11 protein-coding genes are annotated in these 24,918 nt (G+C 39.6%); all 11 read right to left on the bottom strand.

The window, feature by feature from the left end:
* Window positions 1–75: 75 nt before the first annotated feature.
* Complete coding sequence (locus ACT29I_RS13635) at window positions 76–1,383, bottom strand: alpha-L-fucosidase (protein WP_430934641.1); 1,308 nt, start codon at window positions 1,381–1,383, stop codon at window positions 76–78.
* Window positions 1,384–1,469: 86 nt separating this feature from the next.
* Window positions 1,470–3,776 carry a GH92 family glycosyl hydrolase gene (locus ACT29I_RS13630; RefSeq protein ID WP_444793702.1) on the bottom strand — a complete coding sequence of 769 codons (2,307 nt, stop codon included), beginning with the start codon at window positions 3,774–3,776 and terminating at the stop codon, window positions 1,470–1,472.
* A 208-nt stretch (window positions 3,777–3,984) separates the two neighbouring features.
* Window positions 3,985–5,613 carry a hypothetical protein gene (locus ACT29I_RS13625; RefSeq protein WP_430934643.1) on the bottom strand — a complete coding sequence of 543 codons (1,629 nt, stop codon included), beginning with the start codon at window positions 5,611–5,613 and terminating at the stop codon, window positions 3,985–3,987.
* A 43-nt stretch (window positions 5,614–5,656) separates the two neighbouring features.
* A complete protein-coding gene (locus ACT29I_RS13620) occupies window positions 5,657–7,702 on the bottom strand; it encodes a glycosyl hydrolase 115 family protein (RefSeq protein ID WP_430934644.1) in 2,046 nt (681 codons plus the stop codon).
* 148 nt (window positions 7,703–7,850) lie between these two features.
* Entirely contained in the window at window positions 7,851–9,497 is a 1,647-nt protein-coding gene (locus ACT29I_RS13615; protein ID WP_430934645.1) for a RagB/SusD family nutrient uptake outer membrane protein, read from the bottom strand.
* A 110-nt stretch (window positions 9,498–9,607) separates the two neighbouring features.
* Window positions 9,608–12,691 carry a SusC/RagA family TonB-linked outer membrane protein gene (locus ACT29I_RS13610; RefSeq protein ID WP_430934646.1) on the bottom strand — a complete coding sequence of 1,028 codons (3,084 nt, stop codon included), beginning with the start codon at window positions 12,689–12,691 and terminating at the stop codon, window positions 9,608–9,610.
* Window positions 12,692–13,733: 1,042 nt separating this feature from the next.
* Entirely contained in the window at window positions 13,734–17,801 is a 4,068-nt protein-coding gene (locus ACT29I_RS13605; protein WP_430934647.1) for a two-component regulator propeller domain-containing protein, read from the bottom strand.
* A 155-nt stretch (window positions 17,802–17,956) separates the two neighbouring features.
* On the bottom strand, window positions 17,957–20,416 hold the full coding sequence (locus tag ACT29I_RS13600) for a sugar-binding domain-containing protein (protein ID WP_430934648.1): 2,460 nt from the start codon (window positions 20,414–20,416) through the stop codon (window positions 17,957–17,959).
* Window positions 20,417–20,423: 7 nt separating this feature from the next.
* Window positions 20,424–21,887 carry a sulfatase-like hydrolase/transferase gene (locus tag ACT29I_RS13595; RefSeq protein ID WP_430934649.1) on the bottom strand — a complete coding sequence of 488 codons (1,464 nt, stop codon included), beginning with the start codon at window positions 21,885–21,887 and terminating at the stop codon, window positions 20,424–20,426.
* Window positions 21,888–21,929: 42 nt separating this feature from the next.
* Complete coding sequence (locus ACT29I_RS13590) at window positions 21,930–23,462, bottom strand: sialate O-acetylesterase (RefSeq protein ID WP_430934650.1); 1,533 nt, start codon at window positions 23,460–23,462, stop codon at window positions 21,930–21,932.
* Between the two features lie 30 nt (window positions 23,463–23,492).
* Window positions 23,493–24,917 carry a sulfatase family protein gene (locus ACT29I_RS13585; protein WP_430934651.1) on the bottom strand — a complete coding sequence of 475 codons (1,425 nt, stop codon included), beginning with the start codon at window positions 24,915–24,917 and terminating at the stop codon, window positions 23,493–23,495.
* Window position 24,918 lies beyond the last annotated feature (1 nt).

Genomic DNA, 24,918 nt, shown 5'->3' with positions numbered 1-24,918 from the left:
ATTTCGATAGAACGCTCCGGTAATATCCTTCCTGTTTGAGAAAGGCCTCTATTGGCTCGTTTCATAGGGTTAATTTTATTTGATGAATTCTACGTTCGTTAATTTAACCACCACGGCATTGGGCCATATTTTATTGTTGTATAAACGGTGTGCCCTGGCAATGGAAATCTCCAATACATTTTCATGTTGCACAAAGGTAGATTTTGGATCATTATCGGGCCAGTACTCCACCACTAAATCACTCTGCCCTACGACCGAAATTTCTGTTTTTGAGGTTGCCTTCAGGTTTTTTAGCAGGAAATTTCTGCGGAAACCTTTAAACCAGTGTTGTTGGTTTGTGATAAACACATATACTGCGTTTTCTTTTTCGTTTTGCGTAAACCATAAATCACCATCTTTAATCATACCGGGCACAGGTCTGACTTTTTTCACCGCGTTTTCGTTTACAAACATCCACAGTCCTAATTCACGCAAACGTTCTTCCTGTTCGATCGGAATTTCACCGTTAGGCTTGGGGCCGATATTCATCAAAAAGTTACCTCCCTTGGCCCTGATCTCAATGAGTTTGTTGATGATTTCAGTTCCGCTCTTGTAGGTTTCGTTGGTTGGCTTGTATTGCCATTGTGTCCCCATAGTCATGCAAGTTTCCCATGGGCCGGGCATGGGGCCATCTGGGATTTTTTGTTCAGGGGTCTGCATTTCTCCGCGAGTCACCAACACATCGGGATACTTCTCGTGTACCCACTGCACCAATGGTTTTTTACTAAAAGAATCAAAAAAGGCCATGTCAATATCTCCGTAGTTGTTGAACAACTCGTCCAGTTGCTTTTTGTCATACGCCAATAATTCCGGGTTATCGGTCACCTGGGTTCCTTTCCCTTTGCGTGAGATTATTTTACCTTGTTTATGTAAAATACTGAAATCTTCGGGAGAAAAGTAGAACCCCACCTTAAGTCCGTATTTACGCAGGGATTTTACGAGCATCCCGACAATATCTTTGCCATAAGGCGTATTCATGATGTTAAAATCGGTGGTTTTGGTATCCCACATGCAAAAACCGTTATGGTGCTTGGTGGTAAAAACAACATACTCGGCTCCGGTCACTTTAAACAGCCGGGCCCATTCGTCCGAATCAAATTTATCGGGGTAAAAGGTCTCTGGAAGCTCGTTCATATACTTATCGATATACTCTTCCGAAGCCCCAACCATGGAGTGGCTTATCACACTGCCCAATTGTGAGTCGAAACTCCAATGAATAAAAATACCGAAGCCCATATCCATAAATTTCTCTTCGAGAGCAGGCTTGTTTTTAAGCTGACTGATGGCAGGTATACATATCAAACCCAATACTATGGCTATTAAAAACTGTTTGTACTTCATCATATTCCTTCTGTTTTATTTTATTGACTAATTCATTTACACTCCCATCGGGCGTGAATAGTACACTCTCTGGCAAAGTACACCAATTACTATTCCCGGTTACTTTTCATATAAAGCTTCAATTCACCACCATTCACCATGTCGTTATGATGAATCGTATAATTTTCAATCTCTTGGTCGTTGAGTTTAATCTTATCCACATAAACATTCCCGGAACTATTGTTCATGGTTTCAATCACAAATTGTTCGCCCTGGTAGAATTCATTGTTTAAGTAGATTGTAATTTTATCAAAAATTGGGCTTCCAATCTGATATTCGGAGAATTCATCGGTTCCTCCATTCATCTGAAACAATCCTATTTTTAGCAAAACAGCCAAACTGCCCATGAGTCCCTGGTCTTCGTCGCCATTATATCCCGACGAAGGTGAAAGACCGGAAAAGGCTTTATCTACAACTTGACGAGACCAGTACTGTGTTAAATCCTGACGACCCAACTGATGAAATACAAAAGCGGTTTGAATAGAAGGTTGATTACCATAGTTGATAGGCACTCTTTTGTATTCAGGATGCAATTCCCTGTCATGTGAACTACCGGAGGTAAACCCTAGTTTTTCTGCTGTTTCAAATTGAGTATTTAATTTTTCAACGGCCTTTTCATTTCCACCCATTAGTTGGGCCAATCCCACGAGATCGTGGGGAACAAACCAGGTAGATTGTGCGCCGTTGGACTCATTGAATCCTTCTTCATATAAATAAGGATCTAACGCTCCATGCCATTTCCCGTTTACTTCTCTTGGCCGCATCCAGCCTGTTTCAATATCAAATGTATTCTTATAATTTTCAGATCTTTTTATAAAATACTGATAATCCTCTTCGTACCCAAGCTTTTTTGCCAACTGTGCCAACGTCCAGTCCTGGTAGGCATATTCCATGGTCAAACTGGCTCCATCCTGATGATAACCAAATTTTCCTTCCGGTATTGGGAAAGGCACATAGCCTTTTTCGAGATAATATTTAAATCCTCCACCCATCGAAGTTTCATGCTCATATCCTGCTTTCTCCATAATTCCGCCCGGCATATGTGTAATCTTCAGTGCCTGATAAATCTCGTCCAGATTATCTTTAACAATACCTTTTTGAATAGCACTAACAATAAATGGTGTAGATGAAGCTCCGGTCATTACATAAGTGTAATTACCACCGGATGGCCCTCTTGGAACAATTCCACCATCTTTATAATATTGCATTAATGAATACACAAACTCTTCCATAACCTCCGGGTAAACCAATCCCCAAAGCGTGTTGAGAGTCCATTGAGCTCCCCAAAAAGCATCTGAGTTATAATGATTAAAAAGAGGCTTTCCTACCTTATCCAAAGGTAATTGTCCCACCCTAAAACTCTTACCTGTATTGTCAGGATAAGCACCATTTACATCACTTATGGTTCTGCGGCCTTGTAAGGCATGCCATAAGTCGGTGTAAAATCTTCGTTGCTGCACTTCCGTTCCTCCTTCCACCTTGATTCGACTTAGGTAGGCCTCCCACTCATCTCTGGATTCGCTTACCACCTTATCAAAGTTCCAGTGGGGTAACTCAGCCACCATGTTATTTTCCGCATTTTCAACCGAAGTATAAGAAATACCCACTTTCATGAATACTTCCTGGTTGCTATTAGAAAGAAGAACCAGGTAATTCCCTGTTTTGGCATCTTGAGTAACAGATTCTATCTCAGCATTCAGCTCAACTTTAAAAAATACTTTAGTGGGTTTAGGACGACGAATTGTTGGTGCATTAACCAATTCTCCGGACAGTTCGGTACTGCCTGTTTTTTCTAATTTCCCATCGGTTATATCACATGGTCCTAATTTTCCATTCAGATTAAATAAGATAGCTGCATCTTGGTCCTCCGGAAATTGATAACGATGAAAACCAACCCGTTTGGTGCTGGTTAGCTCTACTTTAGTTTGATACCTATCCAACTCAAGATAATGATATCCGGGAGTAACCTTTTCTGTTTTATGACTGTACTTTGAATAAAAGTTCATGAAAACATTCTTTTCATTATGCTTGTTAACTGTAACCGGCATTACTGAAAGTCCTGACAGCTGCCAGGCATGAATATGACTAAACCCCTTAACGGTATCTGTTTTATAACGGTATCCACTTCCCCATGCACCTCCTACCTGCGTATCAGGACTTAGGTTTACCATTCCAAAGGGTCTGCATGCAGACGAAAAAAAGAACCAACGGGAATTTTCTGTGTCCAATAGCGGGTACACTAAATCCACAAGGTTTTTATCAGGTTTATCATTGCTTGTTTTTTGATCAGACTTTGTCCGGCAAGAGAAAATGATTAACCCGGATATAAAGAGAATAATGGCTAGATGTAATTTCATATACTACGATTTTTTTTTGTTAACATAACACTACCAGCAACACTGGCGCACTGATTTTATGGCGATTTTTTTTGTATTTTATTCGTTTAAGTTTCTCTAAAGCGTGTCTTCATTTAATTTAATTTGGTCGTGGCTGTGGAGATATAATTTTAACAACTCGTTCTTATTTAACGCAAAGTCCCTTCTAATAAGCATTAACATCACTAAATTAGTTAAAACTCCCGTTTATCAAAGGCCAATTATCATAATTTCTATCGACTTCTTTATGGTCTATGCTTTTAATTACCCACTTGTCTTTGGGTGCATTTACATCATATTCTACCCCTACACCTTGAGGAAATTGAAAATGCGTATTTAACCTATCTTTATCCGGGTTTTTATCCACAACTGCCTTTAATATTTGCGCTGCGTTGCTATCTTCAAATACCGTCATGAGTCCAATATTTCGGGTTGAATACACGACAACATACAAGTCCGTGCCCAACTCATATATCGACCAATTTTCTTTTTCTTCGATTGGATGTAAACCTTCGGGTACGGATACCGGACCTGCCGCACAGGCAAAATGGCGATATACCCCGGTATTGTTCCATTCCATAAAGTCAGTTCCCGGTCCCGACAGATGAAATACATCCTTTAGTTTTGTTGCATCATCATCCACAAACAGTGTAATAGGGCGTGCAATAATTTGCGATTTTTTGCCGCGGTTAACGCCGCCTGCCGAAAGCAGATAGTTGTTGCCGGCCGAGTAAATCTCGGGACTGGCCATTTTGCCATGCCCTAAGGTAATAAAATAACCGTTGTTTTTATTTAAAACTAAGCTGGCCGCCCTATCTGCCGGTCTGTATGGCATGCAAGCACCCATCAATGCATGTGCCATCGCCCGGCCAATTCGGAAATCAGTTTTCGAATCAGGCAAAAAACTCATCCACGCTTTAAAAAATACAGAGTGATAATCGGTGGTCAGTTCATGCCATTGGGCTCTTTCATACCTTCTGCGCATGGGCGGGAAATGTTGATAATGGTAACTTCCCACGGCATAACAGAAATTCATATAATCCAACACGGCTCTGGCTTCCTTACGTATTTGATCAGAGGCATATGCCTCCAGGTTTAGCAAGGCAGTTATGGTATATCCCACGTAGGGCATGGAATTAAATTCATATAACCCTTTGGTTTTCATCTCTTGCAGTACTTCCATCAACTTAGCCTCCATGCCATTTTGCACATTGTTATAATACGAATCGTTATTTCCATGCATGGCCAACCACCTGTTTTTAAGGTAGCGAGAACCCTCTGTCATTAAAATATGGTTTTCGGTTTCAGGGTAGAGACCTAATGTTCCGGGTGCAGTGGTGCGGAACTTGTTACCGTCTTCTACCAGCAATACATGGAGTAAATAATCCAGCGTCCCGGGATACAGCATATCTTGCTTATCGCCAAATTGCCAAAGAATGGTTGTTAAAACGGTGCAGGTAAAATCATAATCTCCCCGTTTATTCAGTGCCCATGAAGAACCGGATACGCCCCATGGTTTCATCCCCATTAACAGCTGGTTGGTTTCCTTTAATTGTTTTTGGCGATGGAAACGGGCCAACAATATACGTGGATTATTGACTTTACTGCCTTCTTTGCCATATTTGATGGTTTTATCCGCCCAAACCGCGGTAACTGAATCATAAAAAACCGATTTATTCTTCCATATTATTGTTCGGCTGTATGGTACCTGGATTTTACCAGGCTTTAACTCTTTGCGATAACATAGGGTACAGCTGTAAAAAGCACTGACAACAACGACTGTACACACACTTAAAACCATCCCAATAATTCTTCTCATCTAAATTTTATCCTGGATTTATTGCAATCTAAAAACAAACATATTACATCAGTTTAATCATATTATCCTCAATGGATTTCATCATCTCCTCGGTAGGAAAACCATTATTGGGGCGTCGCTTAGCCGGATCGTACCACCCTTTCCATTTTGGATTTTTATCCGCATTCAGGCTTCTTTTATAAATCGTATCCAAATGATCCCGGGCCTCTTCGAGAAGTGTCAAAACCGCTTTTAAGTGCACTTTGTCGCCATGCGATTCAAACTCCTTTTTTTGCCTGGCCATTTGATGCAGACAATTTTCGAAGGTCAACAAATCGTCGTACAAACGCAAAGGCAACTGGATATAATCATGGTAGAATGTTTCATCGTGGTTTATGTGTTCAGCCCCTTCGTCCGCTATTAAACAAGCTTGTTTTATTACCTCCATTCTTTTTTCAACATGCTCGTAATCTGTTTCCACCACTTCGTAGTTGTGGGGGATGGAAGGTTTTCCGGGACGTTCGATGGGTGAATTACTTAAGTAAGCTATGGCCTCCCTCACTTCCCAAAGGTGCAATACATAACCAGTACGGTTAAATTGCGCTTCATGAAGTTTTTTCATGGCCCTAACCGCAAAACCAGAAGCCGTTTTGCCAAAATATCTTGCTGCCCACTCCTGGTAGAACTTTTCTCCGTCGAAAGCTTGGCGATTATTTGCTATTTCGGAAAAAGCCTCGATATTTAGCAAGAATGGCCTAAATTGCTGACCGTTCACCACACAATACTTGTTGGCTCCATAATCATCTATAAAGCCTGTCAATACGCTATCAATTTTTTCAGGATACGGATCGTGAACGGTATGGTTAAGCCAATAACCGGCATGCATATAAGTTCCGAAATCATAACCTTTTGTATGCTTTGGTAAATACTTAAATCCTCCCCATCCATCATCTGACCAAACAACAATCCAGTCTTTTGGCGGATTAAAACCTTCGTTAAACATTTGCATTCCGTCGGAGTAGCATACAGCCACTTTTTTGGCTTCAGGTTTATATTCATCTATTAGTTTCCCCAGTTCAGCATATACTTGGTTAAACACCTCAATTTTATCCTCACCGCACGAACTTTTGTATTCCCAATCCCACACCTGGTTTCGGGGGCGTAAAAGGAAAATATCAGCTTTAGCAAGCGGTGTTTCTTCAAAATAGTAGCGCCAAGCATCCAGCCACTTTTCTTTATGGTTCTTCCAACAATCGGCTTTTTGCTGGTCCATGGGTTTAATTTTATATCCAAGTGCCAAATCAATCTGTACCATCATTCCCATATCGTGGGCATAATTGATTAAACTATCAATATAAGAGATGCGAATATCGTAGTCGGGTCGTACTTTTTTATATTCGGCACGAAGGAAAAACTCCGGCCTGCCCAGCATGTCAAACAGATGAATTGCGTTGTATTTAAGACGCACTAGCGACTGGATCATCTGGGTATAGGATTCCCAATCGTATTCGAGCAATGGTTCTTTCAGGTTTGCCAGCTCATCCACATCATTCTCGAAGTAACATAAGATTGGAATTTCGGGAGGGGTAATTGTTTTGTCCTGGATTAAAAACGGGTTAAAATCTGTCTGCTTTAACGGTTCTTTCCCTGTCCAGTATTCATAAGGGTCAACTTCTAAAACATCTTTGCAATAATCGTAAACAGCATATTGCATGCCCTGAACATCCGATCCTGCCAGCACGATGGCCTGCCGACCCATTGTCAACTTGGTCTTTGCCCATATCCCCCCCCTCTTTCCCGGGTAGATGTCGGATAAATGAATACTATTAACCCCAGCCAAACTATCCACTAGGTAGTTGGAAGCATTTGTACCTACGATATAAAACACGCCTTTTTTGGGGAGCACTTCTCCAGCCTTTAAAATCGTAACCGACTGTCCGCTGACCCTTGTTAAATCGCCATGTAAATGCTTAATGGTAGATACTTCAGGGACCGTTGCTTTATCTCCCTGAATAATATAATATTTTGGAGGTGTATTCGTACACGCACTTAAGGTAAATAGGATCACCCAAAGCCACAAAATTTTTAATGGTATTAATATCTTTTTCATGCTATAAGTTCACTTTTATTTAACGGACAGAAGGAAGATGATAAGCCAATTTTTTATATAGGGTTTGGCCCTACAGTTGAGCCACCGGACACATGACTACATATGCCCGGCTCAACTACTCTATACTAACTATTTAAACACAAAACACTTAATATTTAGGGTTTTGTTCCATTGTACCTGGAGAAAGCTCTAATTCTCTGGTTGGGATTGGCCTTAACAAATGCTTGGTAGCATCAAAATCACCATGGTCTGCTACATGCGGGTTATACATGTTTATACTTACTTCTAGTTTACCCATACGTTTTAAGGTGGCCCAACGGTTGGTTTCTCCTGCTAATTCTAAAGCTCGTTCTACCAGGATAGTATCTAAGTCTACAGAACCATAATGATCAGTTTCTCCTGTAGCACGCTCTCTAACTCTATTTATATGAAATAAGGCCTGAGTTGTATTATTAGCCCCCAAAAATGCTTCGGCAGCAATTAGATGTGTTTCTGCCACTCTAAAAATAAAGGCATCTCGTGCGCCTCCGTTTTCATCATCAAACACCTCATCATCAAACTTTTTCATAATTGGAAAGTTTACAAAAAACGGACTTGCGGAGAATTGATAGTTAACTCCTGGTATATCATCAGGCTTTCCATACAAATACTGGTCTGGTTGATATACCCAATACCTGTTTAATTTGTCACTAAGCTCCTCTGTATCGAGTGTGTTTTTTGGGAAATATACAACTGTATCTCCCGGTACAATAACATCATCTACCCATTCTGCTGCTTCGTCGGCATAAAGCACACGGTGTATGGTTGCATCTTCACGCGTATCATTATCTGCAAATAAACTATAAAAATACGGTGTCATCATTAAGCCATCACCTTGCTTACCATATTGGTTTGTACGGCTAATTCCTGCTATATCCTGTATGCCATACATAAATAAACCATGCTTGTTATTATTTCTGTCTTCTGAGAATTCATTATTCTCCCAATGCGCCGCAAATAGAATTTCAGGATTTACCTGGTTATTGTAATCGAACACTTCAGCAAAAGTTTGGCTTCTAATATCGTAAGAACCTATCGCCTGGACAGCTAAATCAGCTGCTGTTTGAAAATCGGAACCCGAACCATAACTTTTATAAGCACGGGTTAAGTACACTTCAGACAAAAGGTGTTGTGCAGCCCTTTTTGAGAAACGCCCTACTTCCGGATCGTCTACAAGATCTGGTATAGCGGCTTGCAGCTCATTAATAATTAAAGAAAAGGTTTCTTCTTCTGTAGAACGCGTATAATCGTTACGTATGCTTAAAGGTTCTTCAAGTTCTATTGCCACACCACCGTATTGTACAACCAAATTATAATATGCCAATGCTCTTAAAGCACGTGCCTGAGCAATACCATAAACTTTAGCCTCAAGGTTGATATCACTCCAACTAATTTGATTATTATAACGATTGATCGCTGTACTAGCTTTTGCTATCACATTATAGTTACTACTCCAAACACCATTGGTTGTAGGTGCAACAATATTATTATAGTCGTTTAAGGGGCTATATGAAGATATTTCACTTTTTGTTGTAAATAAATCTGTTCCTGCAAATTTATAGCCGTGATTCCTGTATACTTCTCTTGTGGCTGTATAAACTCCAACTACTAATTGATCGGCATTATCTTCAGTAATAAAGTTTTCACTCGTTACATCTGAATAAAAATCTTCTTGTATAAAATCATCACAGGCATTAAACAGCATTGAAACAATGAGCAATGCTAGAATTGGTATTATGTTTTTATATATTTTCATCTCCTTATAATTTTAAATTTTTCAACATTATTCGATGGAACTCCCCTGTCATATTTTTCTGCTGAATAAGCAATACTTATGGCTCGTTTCATCTTTCATTTATTTAAAAATTAGAACGATAACTCTACTCCGAATAATACTGTTTTCATCATATAGCCTGCGTTATAGGTGTTTCCCATACCGGTTTCAGGATCAGGTCCGGCATAATCGGTAAACGTAAATGGATTTTGAATATCTAAGGTTACCCTTAGGCTCGACATTTTTAGCTTATCCAACAAAGCTTGTGAAGCATTATAACCTAAACCGATGTTTCCTATTTTAACAAAATCGTAGTCGGTATAATAGTTATTTCCTGTACTTGCATAATGAGCTGCCGGGTATTTGGCATCCTGATTATTAGGCGTCCAATAATCTAAATCTACCTTATTAAACTTTGCTCTATCGTTTTGCCATGGGGCAAAGTTGTTATAAAATTCTGAATGACCGTATGCTCCCTGCCTGGTATACATTTGCACACTTAAATCGAAATTTTTATACATAAAAGTATTGGTCATACCACCAATCCAATCGGGAGAAATAGATCCAATTACTTTTTTATCTTCTTCATTTAAAGCACCATCGTCATTAAGATCGGCATATTTCCATTGCCCTGGATAACTATTGTAGCTATGCGCCTCTTCAGCCTCATCCAACTGCCAAATACCAACAATTTCGTAATTATAAATAGCATCTACTGCTTCCCCTATTTGGCGTACGCCATGGTTCCCATAAGGAATTTTATCTAAATCACCATCAAGCTCCAATATTTCGTTTTTGTTTCGAGCATAGTTTAAGCTGGTAGTCCACTTAAAGTCCTCAGTTTGTAAATTGGTCGTGTTCAGGGTGATTTCCACACCTTTATTTCTCACTGAACCATAATTACCAACGGCCGCACTAAATCCTGTTATAGCCGATAAGGATTTTCCTAAAATGGCATCCACGGTTTTCTTATTATAGACTTCTAACCCTAAACGTATTCTATTTTTCAGCACACCTAAATCCACCCCTATGTTGAACTCTTTGGAGCGTTCCCACGTCAAATCATAGTTGGCCAACCCGGCTACTTGTACACCATTCACATGGCTGTCTCCAAAAGGATAGTCTGCTCCATTTAAAAACGCTAAAGATTGATACGGGCTTACCGGGCTGTCATTACCTGATTCTCCATAACTGAAGCGGAATTTAAGGTTGTTTAGCCAATATATATCTTGTAAAAAAGTCTCTTCGCCAGCTCGCCAGGCAAACGCCACAGATGGGAAGAATGCCCACTCATGACCGGCAGCTAATTTAGATGACCCATCATATCGACCTGTAAAAGTAAATAGGTATTTTTCATATATATTATAGTTTAATCTACCGGCAAATGAGGCTAAGGTTTCTTTTTCATAGGCCGTTGCATAATTTCGCACATCTAATCCGGCAGCTGTGTTGTAGTATTGATACACATCCGTATCAAAATTTCTGGTTTCAATCATGCTACCTTCATCTTGTCTGTAATACACAGAAGAGATTAAGGTGGCTTTTAAATTGTGTCCATCAGCCACATCAAAATTAAAATCTGCAATATTGTCCCAAGTGTAAGACGTATTAAAAAACGTATCATAATACGCACGTGTGCGAGACTCTTCATTTCTTGCTGATTTTGTTAACAATCCGAATTGCTGTCCATGGCGGGAAGTTCGTATATTCGGTGCAAATTGTGTTTTAAAACTTAACCACTTTGCGGGTTTATAGTTTAAAAATACATTGGCAATCACATCCAATGTTCTTGTATTGTTTAACCATGCATCTTCGTACGCTTCATAATAAGGATTTAAGAAACGTCCATCCTGATCGTCAGGGAACAAAATAAGGTTTCCTTCAGGGTCACGTGGATTTACCGTAGGTGCTAAACGTAATGTGCTACGAAACAACTCATTACTTCCTGTTTCGCGCTCTGATAATGACAAGTAAGATTTTAAACCTACCGAAAACTGATCCGATACCTTTTTGGTAATGGAAGCACTCAAATTGTAACGTTCATATTTTTGATTACCCATGATACCTTCGTTACTTAAGTATCCGATAGACCCATTATATATTAGCCCTTTGCTTCCTCCAGACAATCCTAAAGAATGACTGGTTTGAATCCCTGTTTCTATGTAGTCATCCTGCCAATCGGTATAACGACGGTTGGCCACATTGTCCACTTCTTCATTTGACGATCTGAATTCGCCTGAAAAATCTACAGGAAGTGTATTATAATCTTCAACAGTTGGATAATATGGTGTATTAAAATCAAATAGCCCTTGCCAATTCCTACTTCTTATTACATCTTCAACAAAAGCAACATACTCGTCTCCATTAAACATATCCGGTTTATTGGCTACTGAGTTTACACCAACAGTACCCTCGTACGTAAACCTTGTTTTTCCTTCAACACCGTTTTTAGTAGTAATTAATACCACCCCATTCGCACCTCTTGCTCCATAGATTGCTGTAGCCGACGCATCTTTTAAGATATCCATTTGCTGAATATCCGAAGGGTTCAAAATGTTAATATCTTCAAAGAAAACACCATCCACCACATATAATGGTTTAGAAAGGTCGGCAGCTAAGTCATCGCTTAATCCATCACGCGTTTCATTCGTGTTTTGAATAACCGTATTACCTCTGATATCAATTGACATTGGAGCGCCTGGTTTATTGTTACTGGTTTTTACATCAACACCGGCAACTCGCCCCTGCATAGCTTGACCAATATCAGTTTTCTTTTGTTCTGTTAAATTTTTCGTGCTTAAAGAAGCCACAGCCCCGGTTAAATCTGTTCTTTTTACAGATCCATATCCAATGGCCACTACTTCATCAAGGCTTTGCATAGAAGATAATAGTGTAACGTTAATTGTCGTTTGATTACCAACTGCTATTTCCTGGCTCTCAAATCCAATAAAAGAGAAAACAATAATTGACGATTTGTTCGGTACGTTCAATGAATACCTTCCATCGGATCCGGTAATGGTTCCTGTGGATGTTCCCTTGATAGCGATGGTAACACCCGGTATTGATTCGTTTGTATCACTGACAACTTTTCCGGTTATATTAATTTGCTGGGCAAATATTGAGGTCCAACTGACTAATAATACCAGCGTGATAAAAATTTTTGGTAAATGTTTCATAGATTTTAGATTTATATTCATAATAACTTGGATTTAACCCGCAATATGCATTAGAAATTCTATTACCCCTTGAAATTACTTTAAACCAAGACACTTCGTTGCATCACTTCAACTCACCAGAACGATGCTCCCGAAAGTAATCGGGACAAGTGATGCCTCGTTTCAGTAATGCCTTGTTTTATTGTACTTGCAATGCTCATGACGAACCCCCAATACATAATCCGGGTTTAAATTATTTGCAATAATTTTTAACCTCTCTTGATGTGATGGATTGACTTATTACTTTACATAGGCGAAATGATTTTTTAAGATTTATTAACATCACAAATTTAAACAGAAGACATATTGGAAGTATGTAAAATTTAATCTGATACATGCAATATTAAATCAATGTCTATTAATCACTGAATATATGACACTTACAAGCCAGAAGAGAATTGACTAAATAGTATTAGGGAACATGTAATATTTAACCCAATACCTATATAATATTCAATCTACGTTTAATGAACGTGAAGAATGAACTACACTGAGTATGGTTTTTTTAACTATTTTATTTACTGCGGCGACAAAGGTTAACTGTCCAAATTTATTGAACGTAGTAACTTAATAAATTAAAGCTGAGTTTGAAGCGTCTAAATCAATTGCGTTTGGAACTACACTTATAACCTATTCAGATTATAAAATATTGGATAACCAGACGATTCTTCTCAAGAGTGATAGTCAAAAAGTAACGGCTGAAATTCAAGCGAATGATTGTTCGATAAAAATTACGGATGCACCTGATCCTGTTCGATTGTCAAGTGGCCAAACTGCGTACCGGCTATATATCGAATAAACGAAACCTTTATAAAAAGGATCAATCAGCATTAGATACACTCCCGTAGGTGACTAGCATTGTGTTGTTTTGAAAAAGGTTAAATCGAATATGAAACAAGCAAGAACTTTTTCAATTATATAGTACTTAAAGCAGGATGATTTAAAAAATAAATTACCGGAAAATTATAAAACCAGAAGAGAATTTACATGTCGAACCCAACTGTTAACATTTTATTTTCTGTCTTTTTATATATATGCTGGGAGACTCTCCAAAATGCTTTTTAAAGCACTTGCTGAAATATAGTGCATCATTGTAACCTACTTTAAAGGCAACTTCAGATATATTATATTTAGTTTTAATTAACATATGAGCAGCCTTTTTTAAACGAAATGTTTGTACAAAATCACTAGGCGATGTTCCTGTAATGTTTTTGATTTTTCGGTACAGGTATGAGTAGCTGACTCCTAAATCCTGGCATAATAATTCATTATTATAATCCGAATTATCCAGATTTACCTCCACTAATTCAATCATCTTTTTTAATAGATCTTCATCTAATTGGGATAAGGTTAATTCTTTAGGTGTGATATTAATATCATGTAAATAGTCACTTTTAAGATGATGGAGTTTACTAATTAAATTTTTTATTCGCACCTTTAACAATTGGGGTTCAAAAGGCTTGGTTATATAGTCATCGGCACCTGTTTTATAACCATCCATTTTAATGTCGGAGGATGCAAGAGCAGTCATTAATATTACAGGGATGTGGCTTATCTCAGGATTTGATTTTATTTTTTTACAAAACTCTAACCCATCCATATTTTCCATCATAATATCTGAGATAATCAGATGTGGGCTATGTTCTTCACAAACACTTAAACCTTCTAAGCCATCATTAGCAGTAAAAACACAATACTCCTCCGATAAAAAGTCGTATAAAAACTCTCTTAATTCATAATTATCTTCAACAATTACAATTCTTTGTTTACCATCCTTATTTTCAATGGTGTTAACATCTTTCTGTTGGTTTTCAGCATAATTGATAACCTGCCTCATTTGCTTGTTTAAATCACTCTCTAAATCAAATATTTCTTCTTCTGCATATGGTTGTTTGGTAAGTGGTAAGCAAACCGTAAAGGTGGTTGACTCGCCTAATTGACTATCCACATTCACGCTACCATGGTGCAACTCCACCAGATTTTTTACAAGTGAAAGTCCGATTCCTGTTCCGGTTGATTTAGCTTGACCATCCGTCTGGTAAAAACGTTCAAATATCTTTGCATGTAAATGTTTATCGATTCCTTTACCCGTATTGGTTATGCTAATCTCAACTTGCTGATCCGTTAATGCTTCGCCTGATGATAATACCTTAAGCTCAACTGTCACCGTGCCCATTTCGGGCGTGTATTTATAAGCATTTGATAACAGGTTAAATAAAATGATATCTAATTTTTCACGGTCAAACCATCCGTTAATCACCTTTTTTTCAAAGAAAAATTCGGTGGCTATCGATTTTTCTTTGGACATAAATTCGAAAGCCTCCAAATTTGATTCAGTTATAGCAACTATGTTTGAGTACGTCACTTTTATTTTCATCCCTTCATAAAGCGATTTCCGAAAATCAAGTATCTGGTTTACCAAATTTAATAACCTATTCGAATTATTAAGTATCAACTGTTGAAGCCTACTTCTCTCTTCATCATTTTTATTATAATCAATAAGCTGCCTTATTGGCCCCATTATTAAAGTAAGTGGTGTTCGTAACTCATGTGAAATATTTGTGTAAAACCTTAACCTTTCCTGATGAAACTTTTCTTCCTTTTCACGTTTTACACGCTCAATAAGCAGGTCATTCTTAAGTCGCAACCGGATGATGAGCACTTTTCGAATTTGATAAATTAATAAAGCAAGAACTACGATATATAGAATAATGGCCCATTTACTAAACAACGGGGATGGTTTAACTCTTATCGGAAGTGAAGCTGAGTTTTTGCTCCAAATACCATCGTTATTCGCACTAAATACCTCAAAAGTGTACTTGCCAGCTGATAAATTCGTATAGTGCGCCAACTTCTGATTTCCAATATGCCAGTCTTTATCATAGCCATGAAGAATATATCTAAACTGATTTGCTTCTTGATTGAGATAAGAGGTTGATATAAAATTTATGGTAAAATCTTTATTACGATGATTCAGGGTAATTTCCTTCTGATGGTTGATGTTTTTACTTAATATGACCTGGTTATTTATTTCGGTTCCGGGATGCAATTCTGTGTTATTTACAGTTAAAGAGGAAAAAACAGGAGCTGGCGAATAATTGTTAACCACAAGAGATGAAGTATTAAACTGATATATATCATCAAAACCACTTAAATAAAGTTTGTCTGTATGGTCAATAAAAAAACCACGCCGGTTATACTGACTGCTTCTGATCCCATTATTGACATTAAAAAACTTAATTTGGGACAATTCAGGATTAACTTTGGCTATTTTATTAAAGTTCAGGTTCAACCATAGATTATCCTTTGAATCAACCTGAATATTTGTAACCCACAAAGGATCTAATTGTCCGAAAACAATAGGCCGAAACACGTTTAAGCCTTTGTCATATTGATAAAAACCATTTCTGCCCCCGATATATATTCCGCCATTTCCCGACTCAACGATGGAGGTAAATACATTTGGAGTTGTTTTGCCCATATGGTTTTCAGGTAAATAATGCTCAAACACATCATATTTTGCATCTTGCCTATATATACCATACTGACTAATTATCCATATTTTTTCGTTTTCATCGATCAGGATGTCATTAACTTCAACCTCATCTGGTAATCCAGCGTATTTTTTAAAGGTATTTTTTAAAGGATCAAATAGTTTTAATCCTTCTCCTCTGGTTCCAACAAGAATATTTCCATCAACAGACTCTTCCAATACATATATGGGAGAATTGTTTGCAGAATGTCGATAGGCGCTAAATGATTGATTATGACCATCCATCCTAATCAACATTCCATTATATGTACCAGCCCAAACGTTATTTTTGGAATCAACCAGTAAAGCATATAATTTCTCTCCATACTTTGCAAACTGATTATTTGCCGGAAAGTACCTGTTAGACTTTTCATTTTTAAAAATGATGCCATGAGATAGTGTCATGATTAGCACACCATCTTTATAAGGATAAAAATCAGTAGCCGTTTGTTCCTGAAGGTCATTAATCACGTCTCCTCCAATGTACTGAAACTGATTTTGATATGGATCATAGTTGTTCAATCCATTTTCCGTTCCAATCCAAACACTTCCGGAGTTATCCTGGAATATATCCATGATTTGATTATTGGAAATAGAATGCGCGTACTTGCTATCGTGATAAACCAGCTCCACATCTTCAGTCTTCAAATCCAAAAAATTATCACAAATGACGATACCTCCCCAGGTACCTACCCAAATTTTTTCATTCTTATCTTTGTAAATGGATCTGATGTAGTTTGTCATTCTACCTTGCGAGAGTTTTTTGGAGACATGATACTGACATACTTTTTTTTCATCAGGATCTATTACATTCAAACCGTTACGAGTTCCTGCAACAATGTTTCCATTAGCATCTTCAAAAAGACAATAAACATGGTTATGCGATAAACGTTTGGATGGATCCTCCGATCGATAGTTTGTAACAGACTTTATTTCTGTATTAGACACAGATAAACAGTATACCCCATTTTGCCACGTACCAAGCCATATTGATCCGTTTTTAGCCAACAAAATGCATTTAATATACTCTGCATAGCCTTCACCATTTCCAATTTTAAACGATTTAAAAGAATCATTTTCCGGAGTATATAAATTTAATCCGCCTTCTCTGGTTCCAATCCATATTTGCCCATTTGAATCAACTGTGATGCATCTTATTTTTTGATCAGAAATTGAACGCGGATTCTTCTTGTCATGACTATAACTAACTATCTTTTCGGTTTGAGGATCATACTTCGCCAACCCATTATTCGTACCTATCCAAATAAATCCATTCTTATCCTGCGCTATGGCCGTAACATCATTGTCAATCTCACTATTTTTATTAAAGTGGACAGTATTATCGGAGCCATTATAAACGTACACCCCACTAAAAGTGGCCAACCACAATAAGCCTTGCCTATCCTGCATAATCTGGCGAACACTTAAATTAGTTTCTCCTTCTTGTGTGACAATCTTATTAAAAGAATGGCAATAGGCCAAACCAACATAAAAACAAAATATGATAACAAAAATAGATTTCAAGTAATAACTTTTCATAACATTTGTTCAATTTTCATCCATATCCCCTACATCAGTTTGTCCATAAAGTACCAATACTTCCTTAACATGAATTGTATGTTATTGCAAAATAGTTATAATTCTCTATTTTAATTAATGATTGTTTATATAATTTTCGTCTAAAACTTTTATTTTTATTTTGTTTTAATGGTACATTTTGAACTTGTTAACCAAGGCGAGCTAAACGTGACTTCCACATCCCCTTGCTCACCGGTAGCCTGAATATAGGCTATCATTTTTCCATTGTGAACACGTTGCTTGTTGTCGCGATAATCTCCCATATCACGATCGTTGCCGGCTTCTAAACCGAGCAATTTAGCCGGCCCATTAACCCTACAGGTTATTTCGTTGTCGGCCAGTACTACAGGAATACCATCTTCATCAACGATGCCGATTTCTATCTGGGCCACCCCCATTTCTCTTGAAATTTCCTTTTTGTCCCAATGGATTTGAATGGCATGGGGCTGCTTAGATGTTTGAATAACAGAACGACTTTCCTCTTGCCCGGATTCATTTACAGCTATCACTTCCAATTGACCCGGTTCAAAGGGAATTTCCCAGAAAAATACCCCGGTTTCATCATCATATTCTTTCACATCACCCACCTGGTGCCCGTTTAGCATCAATTTGGCCTTGCCGGAATTTGTAAAAGCCAGCACTTTGACCATCTCCCCCTTTTGGTAGTTCCACGCGGGCCAGGCACGACGGGTTAAATTTTTAACATTCGAATTGGAAGTAGTTGTTCCCAGGTATGCCACAGGCTTTTCACTCCACAAAGCACGGCGGAACTCCCCGCGAGGCTTCACAAATCCGGCATAGTTTAAAAGACCTCCATTTCCTCCACGCGCAGGCCAGGCACCGGATTCACCCAAATAATCTATGCCTGTCCATAAAAACTGTGCCGCAATAAAATCATTGTTTTTCACCGCATTCCAGGCGGCCATTGAATGTCCGTTTTCACTGCCATATATCACGCGCTCAGGATATTCTTCATGGTCAAGCGCATAACGTCCCTCGGTATAATTGTATCCGCAAACATCCAGGCTACCCGGGTACTCCGTATGGTTTGACATGATTACACCGGCCAAAGCGGCTGTAACCGGACGAGAACCGTCGTGCCTGCGCACCTCCGCCGAAAGCCTTTTGGCGATATCGCCCAAGCGCACTGCCTGAGGGGCATCGGGCAAATAACCCCCGTATACCTTTTGTTTTATTCTTCCGTGATCCAGAACCGGGTGCGAATAAGGGTCGTTCGGATAATCCACCTCATTGCCTATACTCCACATAATGATGGATGGGTGATTGCGGTCGCGCCTGACCATATCGGCCACATCTCGGCTGCTCCACTCTTCAAAGAAGTCATAGGAACCTTCATATCCCGGTTTGCCTTTATTCCAGCCAACCAGCCATTTACGTTTGGGATATTCCCATTCATCAAAAGCCTCATCCTTAACCAATAAGCCCAACTCATCACACAAATCATACACCGCAGGAGCCTGGGGGTTATGGCTCATTCGTATTGCATTGCAGCCCAAATCTTTCAAGTTCTGTAATCTTCGTTTCCAAACTTCTTTTGGCACGGCACTTCCCAGGCACCCTGCATCGTGGTGGATACAGACCCCCTTGATCTTCATTCCTTTTCCGTTCAGGTAAAACCCGGTATTGGCATCAAAATGAATACTTCGGATACCAACTTTAGTTTCGGTTTTATCAATAATCTTGCCCCCCTCTTGCAGCCTGGTTTGCAATGTATAGAGGTAAGGGTTATCCACCCCCCAAAGCTTTGGGTTATTGACTTTCAATTCGGCGTCCGCAAGCTTATCGGATTCCGGGGCCATTTCAAGATTCCTACTTGAAGTAGCCACCACATTTCCTTCCGAATCAATCAACTCGTTAACTAATTTCAAAAGTTTCGTCTCAGCGGATTCGTTTTTTACTTCCATTTTTACGGAAACCTTGGCCTTTCTTGCAGAAACTTCAGGCGTCGTGTAGCGTATCCCCCATTGTGCAAAATGAACTTTCCCCGAGGTTATCAAATATACATCGCGATAGATACCGGAACCTGTATACCAACGCGAATCAGCTTCCCGGCTATGATCAACCTTTACGGCTATTACGTTGTGTTTTGTACGGGTAACAAAAGGTGTAATATCGTAACAGAACGAGATATAACCGTTGGGACGCTTGCCCACCAGTTGTCCGTTTACATATACTTCGGTTCGGTTGTAAACGCCTTCAAAGTACAACCAGGCTTTTTGGTCTAAGGTGAGCCCTGACAAATCAAGCGATTTACGGTACCAACCAATTCCCCCGGGCAAATAGCCGGTACAACTCGATAAGGAAGGGCTGAGTGGTGCTTCAATACTCCAGTCGTGCGGCACATTGAGCAAACGCCACTTCTCATGGTTAAAACCGGGGTCCTGCGCATTCTCCGGATTGTCCAAAGTAAAATACCATCCGTCATGCAACAAAAGGCTTTCACCAAACGAGACTTGAGCATAACTATTCGTGTTAACAACAATAAACAGGATAAATCCCAAAAAGCTGTTGATTTTATAACTTTTCAAATTTAAATTAATTGTTTGATGTGTCATTTGAGTTTTATTTTCTACGGGTTAATTCCTTTTTTTTCTCCGGTAACTTTTCCCAATCCCTTGGGTGACTGATAACCGGTACGTCCGGAAATAAAGTCCCAGTTATACGCTGTCCGCTCCCTCTTTGATTGTACTCGCCTAATTCTTCACGCGCTTTTTTTGCTATTTTCAATAATTTCTCCACTATTTCGGGGTGTTCCCTTGATACATCCCTAGTCTCGTGAATATCATTCAAAAGGTCGTACAAAACCGGTTTCTCGATGTCAATAAACTCGGTTTTACTTTTATCCCAAAAAGGAATCTGCTCAATGGAACGGGGCAAGTGTAACTTCCAATGCTTATAGGATACGGCCTGCAAATTTTCACAGTTGTAGTAATAATAAGGCTTTTCCGGATCTATAACCGAGCTGTCCCCTTTGAAAATCGGCAAAATGCTTTTCCCGTCATACGTTCTGTCTTTGGGAATTTCTGCTCCAATTATCTCTGAAAGTGTAGGAAAGACATCGAAAGAAAATACCGGAACATTCAGCATAGCACCTTTATCAATACCTTCCGGCCACGAAATAATAAAGGGTACCCTGTGACCTCCTTCGAGAGAAACATATTTGGTTCCGCGATATGGAACAGCGTACTTGTTTTTGGTAGGTCCATTGTCGGAAGTAAAAATGATGATAGTATTGGATAATTTACCGGTCTTTTCCAGTGAATTTATCATTTCACCAATACTCCAGTCGAACTCCTGAATAACATCGCCTCTAACGCCATCGCCAGAAGAACCTACGAAATTTTTGCCCGCCTTATATGGCGTATGCGGGTAATTATGCGAATAGAATAAAAAAAAGGGCTTATCGGCTTCCTCTTCAATAAACGTGCATATTCGTTCGGTATATAAGCTGGTCAGTTTTTCGAGGGGAGTCACTTCATATACCAATTCCTTCCCGTCATAGAACTCTTTACTGTGGCCAAAATTACATGGCATTCCATAATATTCGTCGAAGCCTTGGTTTAAGCATGAAAATTTTTCTTCGGTACCCAGATGCCATTTACCCACCATAAACGTGGTATAATCCTGCTTTTTAAATTGTTCGGCAATGGTAATCTCGTCGGGATTCAACCCCAAAAACCAGTGTGCATCGCGCCTGGGATTTATGCCCATGTATAAACCTGTTCTCTGGGGATATGCACCAATTAATAAAGCGGCTCTTGAAGGAGAACATATAGAAGCTGCGGTATGATAATTCGTAAAGCGGAGCCCTTGATCTGCAAGCCCATCAAGATTTGGTGTTTTTACGTGCTTTGCACCATAACAGCCTATATCGCTGTAACCTAGATCGTCGGCAAGGATTAAGATTACATTAGGTTTATCTTGAGCTTTCGATGTTATGATATTACAGCCACCAAACAGCAGGACAATTACACTTAATTTTCTTAGCAAAACAGTGGTATATTTCAATATTTTACTCATCATCATATTTTATCATCTAAAGGTTGATTCACTTTATCCCATCATAGATCAGTTATCCCAGTTATCTGTTCTAAATGGATAAGCCGGTAATTCACTTTTGTTCACCAAATTAACAGTAGGTTTTCCAGCAAAAGCATACCGAATATATTTAGGCTCTTTAATTTTTGGAGAACTTAAGGTTACCGTTTCACCTACAATTTCAGCATTTGCCTTCACCCACTCCCCGCTTTCATCTGCAATCCAAAAGCCGGATGGGGCTTTGCTGTTTGTGGTTTTTAGCCCGGAGGCATTGTTAAAATGAACGATTATTTTTTCGCCTTGTAAGTCCACGCTCTTAAACGTAGGCCCCATGGCCGAAACTTCTTGATGGAGTGTATTTTTTGTGGCTAACAGGGCAGCTCTTTGTCCGATCGGCAGCTTATCCTGTGGGTGGATATTTTTCAGATCTCCCAAATCGATGGTGTTTACTACTGAAGTGTTCGGCAAATCCAGTGATGCCAATTGGGATTCGCGCATCCAGGCCCAGGAAGGTTCGGTGGGGCTTTCAGGATCTATGGCTTGCTTGGTCTGCGGTCCCTTACCATAACCCGGTAGCATAATTACCATAAAATGCATCTTGTCGTCCTGCCATTGCCTGCGGTAATTCAGTATCCATTTTTTGAGCACTTCGTCATAATCCTTCATCCCGCATACCCGGTGAAACCAATCTTTTTCACTAACCTCCGGCAGGCCCGACAGATAACGCGTGTTACGTTCGCCCTGATACCAAACCAGTCCCCTGCATGCAAAAGGGATAAGCGGGTGCATCATGGCATTGTAAATAATATTGGAATGACGTCTTAGAAAGATATTCTCTTGATTTGTCCAGGCATCTGACCGACGCACCAATTCATTGATTTTAGCCACGCGCAAGGTATCAGCATCAAACTCCTTCATTATGGTATCAAAATGCGGTAGTTCCCTGGTCATACTTCTAGGCATCCAGGCCTCTATTGAAGAGCTACCCCAGGCAGTTTGGATGATCCCTACAGGCACATTGGCCAGGTTATTGAGAAAATAAGCAAATGAAAAGGCTACCGCACTTTGGGGGTGAGTTACTTTCCATTGTCCCTGCACTTCATCCTGTTCCTCTAAGGCTACCAGGTTTTGCACGTTAAAACTTCTAATATTTTTTACCAGTGGGACCAAGCCCCTTATTTCGGGTATCGACGAAGCGGACATAAACATATTAGATTGGCCGGAACAGATCCAGACTTCCCCCACTAAAATATCTTTAATAACCACCTTACTTTCACCTGATACGATCATATCTTGCCCCTTGGCGGAACCCTTTAAAGGATCTAGCTTAACCATCCACTTTCCATCGGCTGTGGCTCTCGTCGTTTTTTTCTGCCCGGCAAATGTTACCGTGATCTTGTCTTTAGGTGCGCTATGCCCCCAAACAGGAACTTCTTTTTCTCTTTGCAAAATCATATGGTCGCCAAATATATTGGCTAGTTTTAGATTTTGTCCAAAGGCCATTGAACTGCCTATAATAAGCAGTGAAATGACCAGCTGAATTTTAATTGGAGATTTAAACATGTTCGATTCGTTTAATAACTGTTATCCATTTTACTTTACCTGTATCAGTTCATTGGGCGTAAGATATGGCTCATCACCAAGTAGCCGCGCATTTTCGCCTCGTTTTTCAACATCTCCTATATCCTTTTTTGCCCAGTCCAGAAGCTTACTTAATTCTGCAACTACTTCGGGATGTTCATTGGCCACATTAGTCGTTTCTGCTATATCAATATCCAAATCATACAATACATAGTCATCAAACATTATCCTGTCTTCAGGTGCTATATGGATTGGCCACTTTCTGTAAACTATGGATTTGGAATCGGGATTATGAGGTAGATGCAATTTCCATTTTCCCATTCGCACCGCACGTAATTCCTGATGCTGGTAATAGAAATAAGGACGTTCCAGGGAACTTGATTTCCCATATAAAATGGCTGAAATATCCAGACCGTCAATGACTCTATCCGTAGGGATTTCCGCTCCCGCAATTTGGGCAATGGTAGGCAATAAGTCAATGGTGGCAGTGAGCTGGTCCGATGTGGTTTGGGCAGGCACTTTTCCTGGTGCACGGATAATGAACGGAACACGCAAGCCTCCTTCCCAAGCCGAGGTTTTTGCGCCTCGCAAGGGCTCGGCGTGCCCACCGTGCTCTTTTTTAATCCACCAGGGGCCATTATCACTGGTATAAATCACATAGGTATCTTCATCTAATCCGCTTTCTTTCAGCTTGGACAATATGCGCCCTACGTTAAAATCTATTTCTTCAATCACATCGCCATAGAGCCCCCCTTCCGATTTACCCTTAAAATCGTCGGAAACCGCCAATTTGGTATGCGGCATGGTATGCGCCAGATAAAGGAAGAAAGGACGGTCCTTTTGCTTTTCTATAAAAGCCATTGCTTCGTCGGTATATCGTCGTGTAAGCGTGGACATATCTGCATTTAACTCAACAACTTCTTTATTTCGTAGCAGGTGCACTCGCTGATCATTACTGCCCGGTGTAAAAAAAGAATAATCAAAACCTTGATGAACAGGTAAAAGGTCGGGATTAAATTTTTCGGGGTTATGCCCTGCCAAATCCCATTTACCAATCATACAAGTAGCATATCCTGCAGGTTTCAAAACCTCAGCAATGGTTACCTCGCTCAATGACAATTTTGGATGGGGCGCAACACCATTATCGTTACGCGCATTCCGCATAGGATAGCAGCCGGTCATCAAGGCAGCCCGTGATGGGCCACATACCGTTTGGGCATAAAAATTGGTCAACTTCATTCCCTCAGCTGCCATTTTATCCACGTTTGGGGTTTTTATGTTTGGCGAACCAAAACAGCCCAAATCCTGATAACCCTGGTCATCGGTGAAGATGATAATGAAGTTTGGTTTTTTATCTTTTCCCTGTTTTTGGAGATTACATGACATTACTAAGAATGACAATAGAACAAATAATAAGTGTTTAATACTTGGCACCATG

Origin of the sequence: Saccharicrinis sp. GN24d3, assembly GCF_052400645.1 — a bacterium.
Classification (GTDB): Bacteria; Bacteroidota; Bacteroidia; order Bacteroidales; family Marinilabiliaceae; genus Saccharicrinis.
Note: the sequence above shows the minus strand (reverse complement) of the source record. Positions and strands in the feature narration are given on the sequence as shown.

Bases quoted from the DNA above. Each gene is read 5' to 3' on its own strand.
- ACT29I_RS13630 (WP_444793702.1), bottom strand. From the start codon at position 3,776: ATGAAATTACATCTAGCCATTATTCTCTTTATATCCGGGTTAATCATT.
- ACT29I_RS13615 (WP_430934645.1), bottom strand. From the start codon at position 9,497: ATGAAAATATATAAAAACATAATACCAATTCTAGCATTGCTCATTGTT.
- ACT29I_RS13600 (WP_430934648.1), bottom strand. From the start codon at position 20,416: ATGACACATCAAACAATTAATTTAAATTTGAAAAGTTATAAAATCAAC.
- ACT29I_RS13590 (WP_430934650.1), bottom strand. From the start codon at position 23,462: ATGTTTAAATCTCCAATTAAAATTCAGCTGGTCATTTCACTGCTTATT.
- ACT29I_RS13605 (WP_430934647.1), bottom strand. From the start codon at position 17,801: ATGAAAAGTTATTACTTGAAATCTATTTTTGTTATCATATTTTGTTTT.
- ACT29I_RS13625 (WP_430934643.1), bottom strand. From the start codon at position 5,613: ATGAGAAGAATTATTGGGATGGTTTTAAGTGTGTGTACAGTCGTTGTT.
- ACT29I_RS13585 (WP_430934651.1), bottom strand. From the start codon at position 24,917: ATGGTGCCAAGTATTAAACACTTATTATTTGTTCTATTGTCATTCTTA.
- ACT29I_RS13595 (WP_430934649.1), bottom strand. From the start codon at position 21,887: ATGATGATGAGTAAAATATTGAAATATACCACTGTTTTGCTAAGAAAA.
- ACT29I_RS13610 (WP_430934646.1), bottom strand. From the start codon at position 12,691: ATGAAACATTTACCAAAAATTTTTATCACGCTGGTATTATTAGTCAGT.
- ACT29I_RS13620 (WP_430934644.1), bottom strand. From the start codon at position 7,702: ATGAAAAAGATATTAATACCATTAAAAATTTTGTGGCTTTGGGTGATC.
- ACT29I_RS13635 (WP_430934641.1), bottom strand. From the start codon at position 1,383: ATGATGAAGTACAAACAGTTTTTAATAGCCATAGTATTGGGTTTGATA.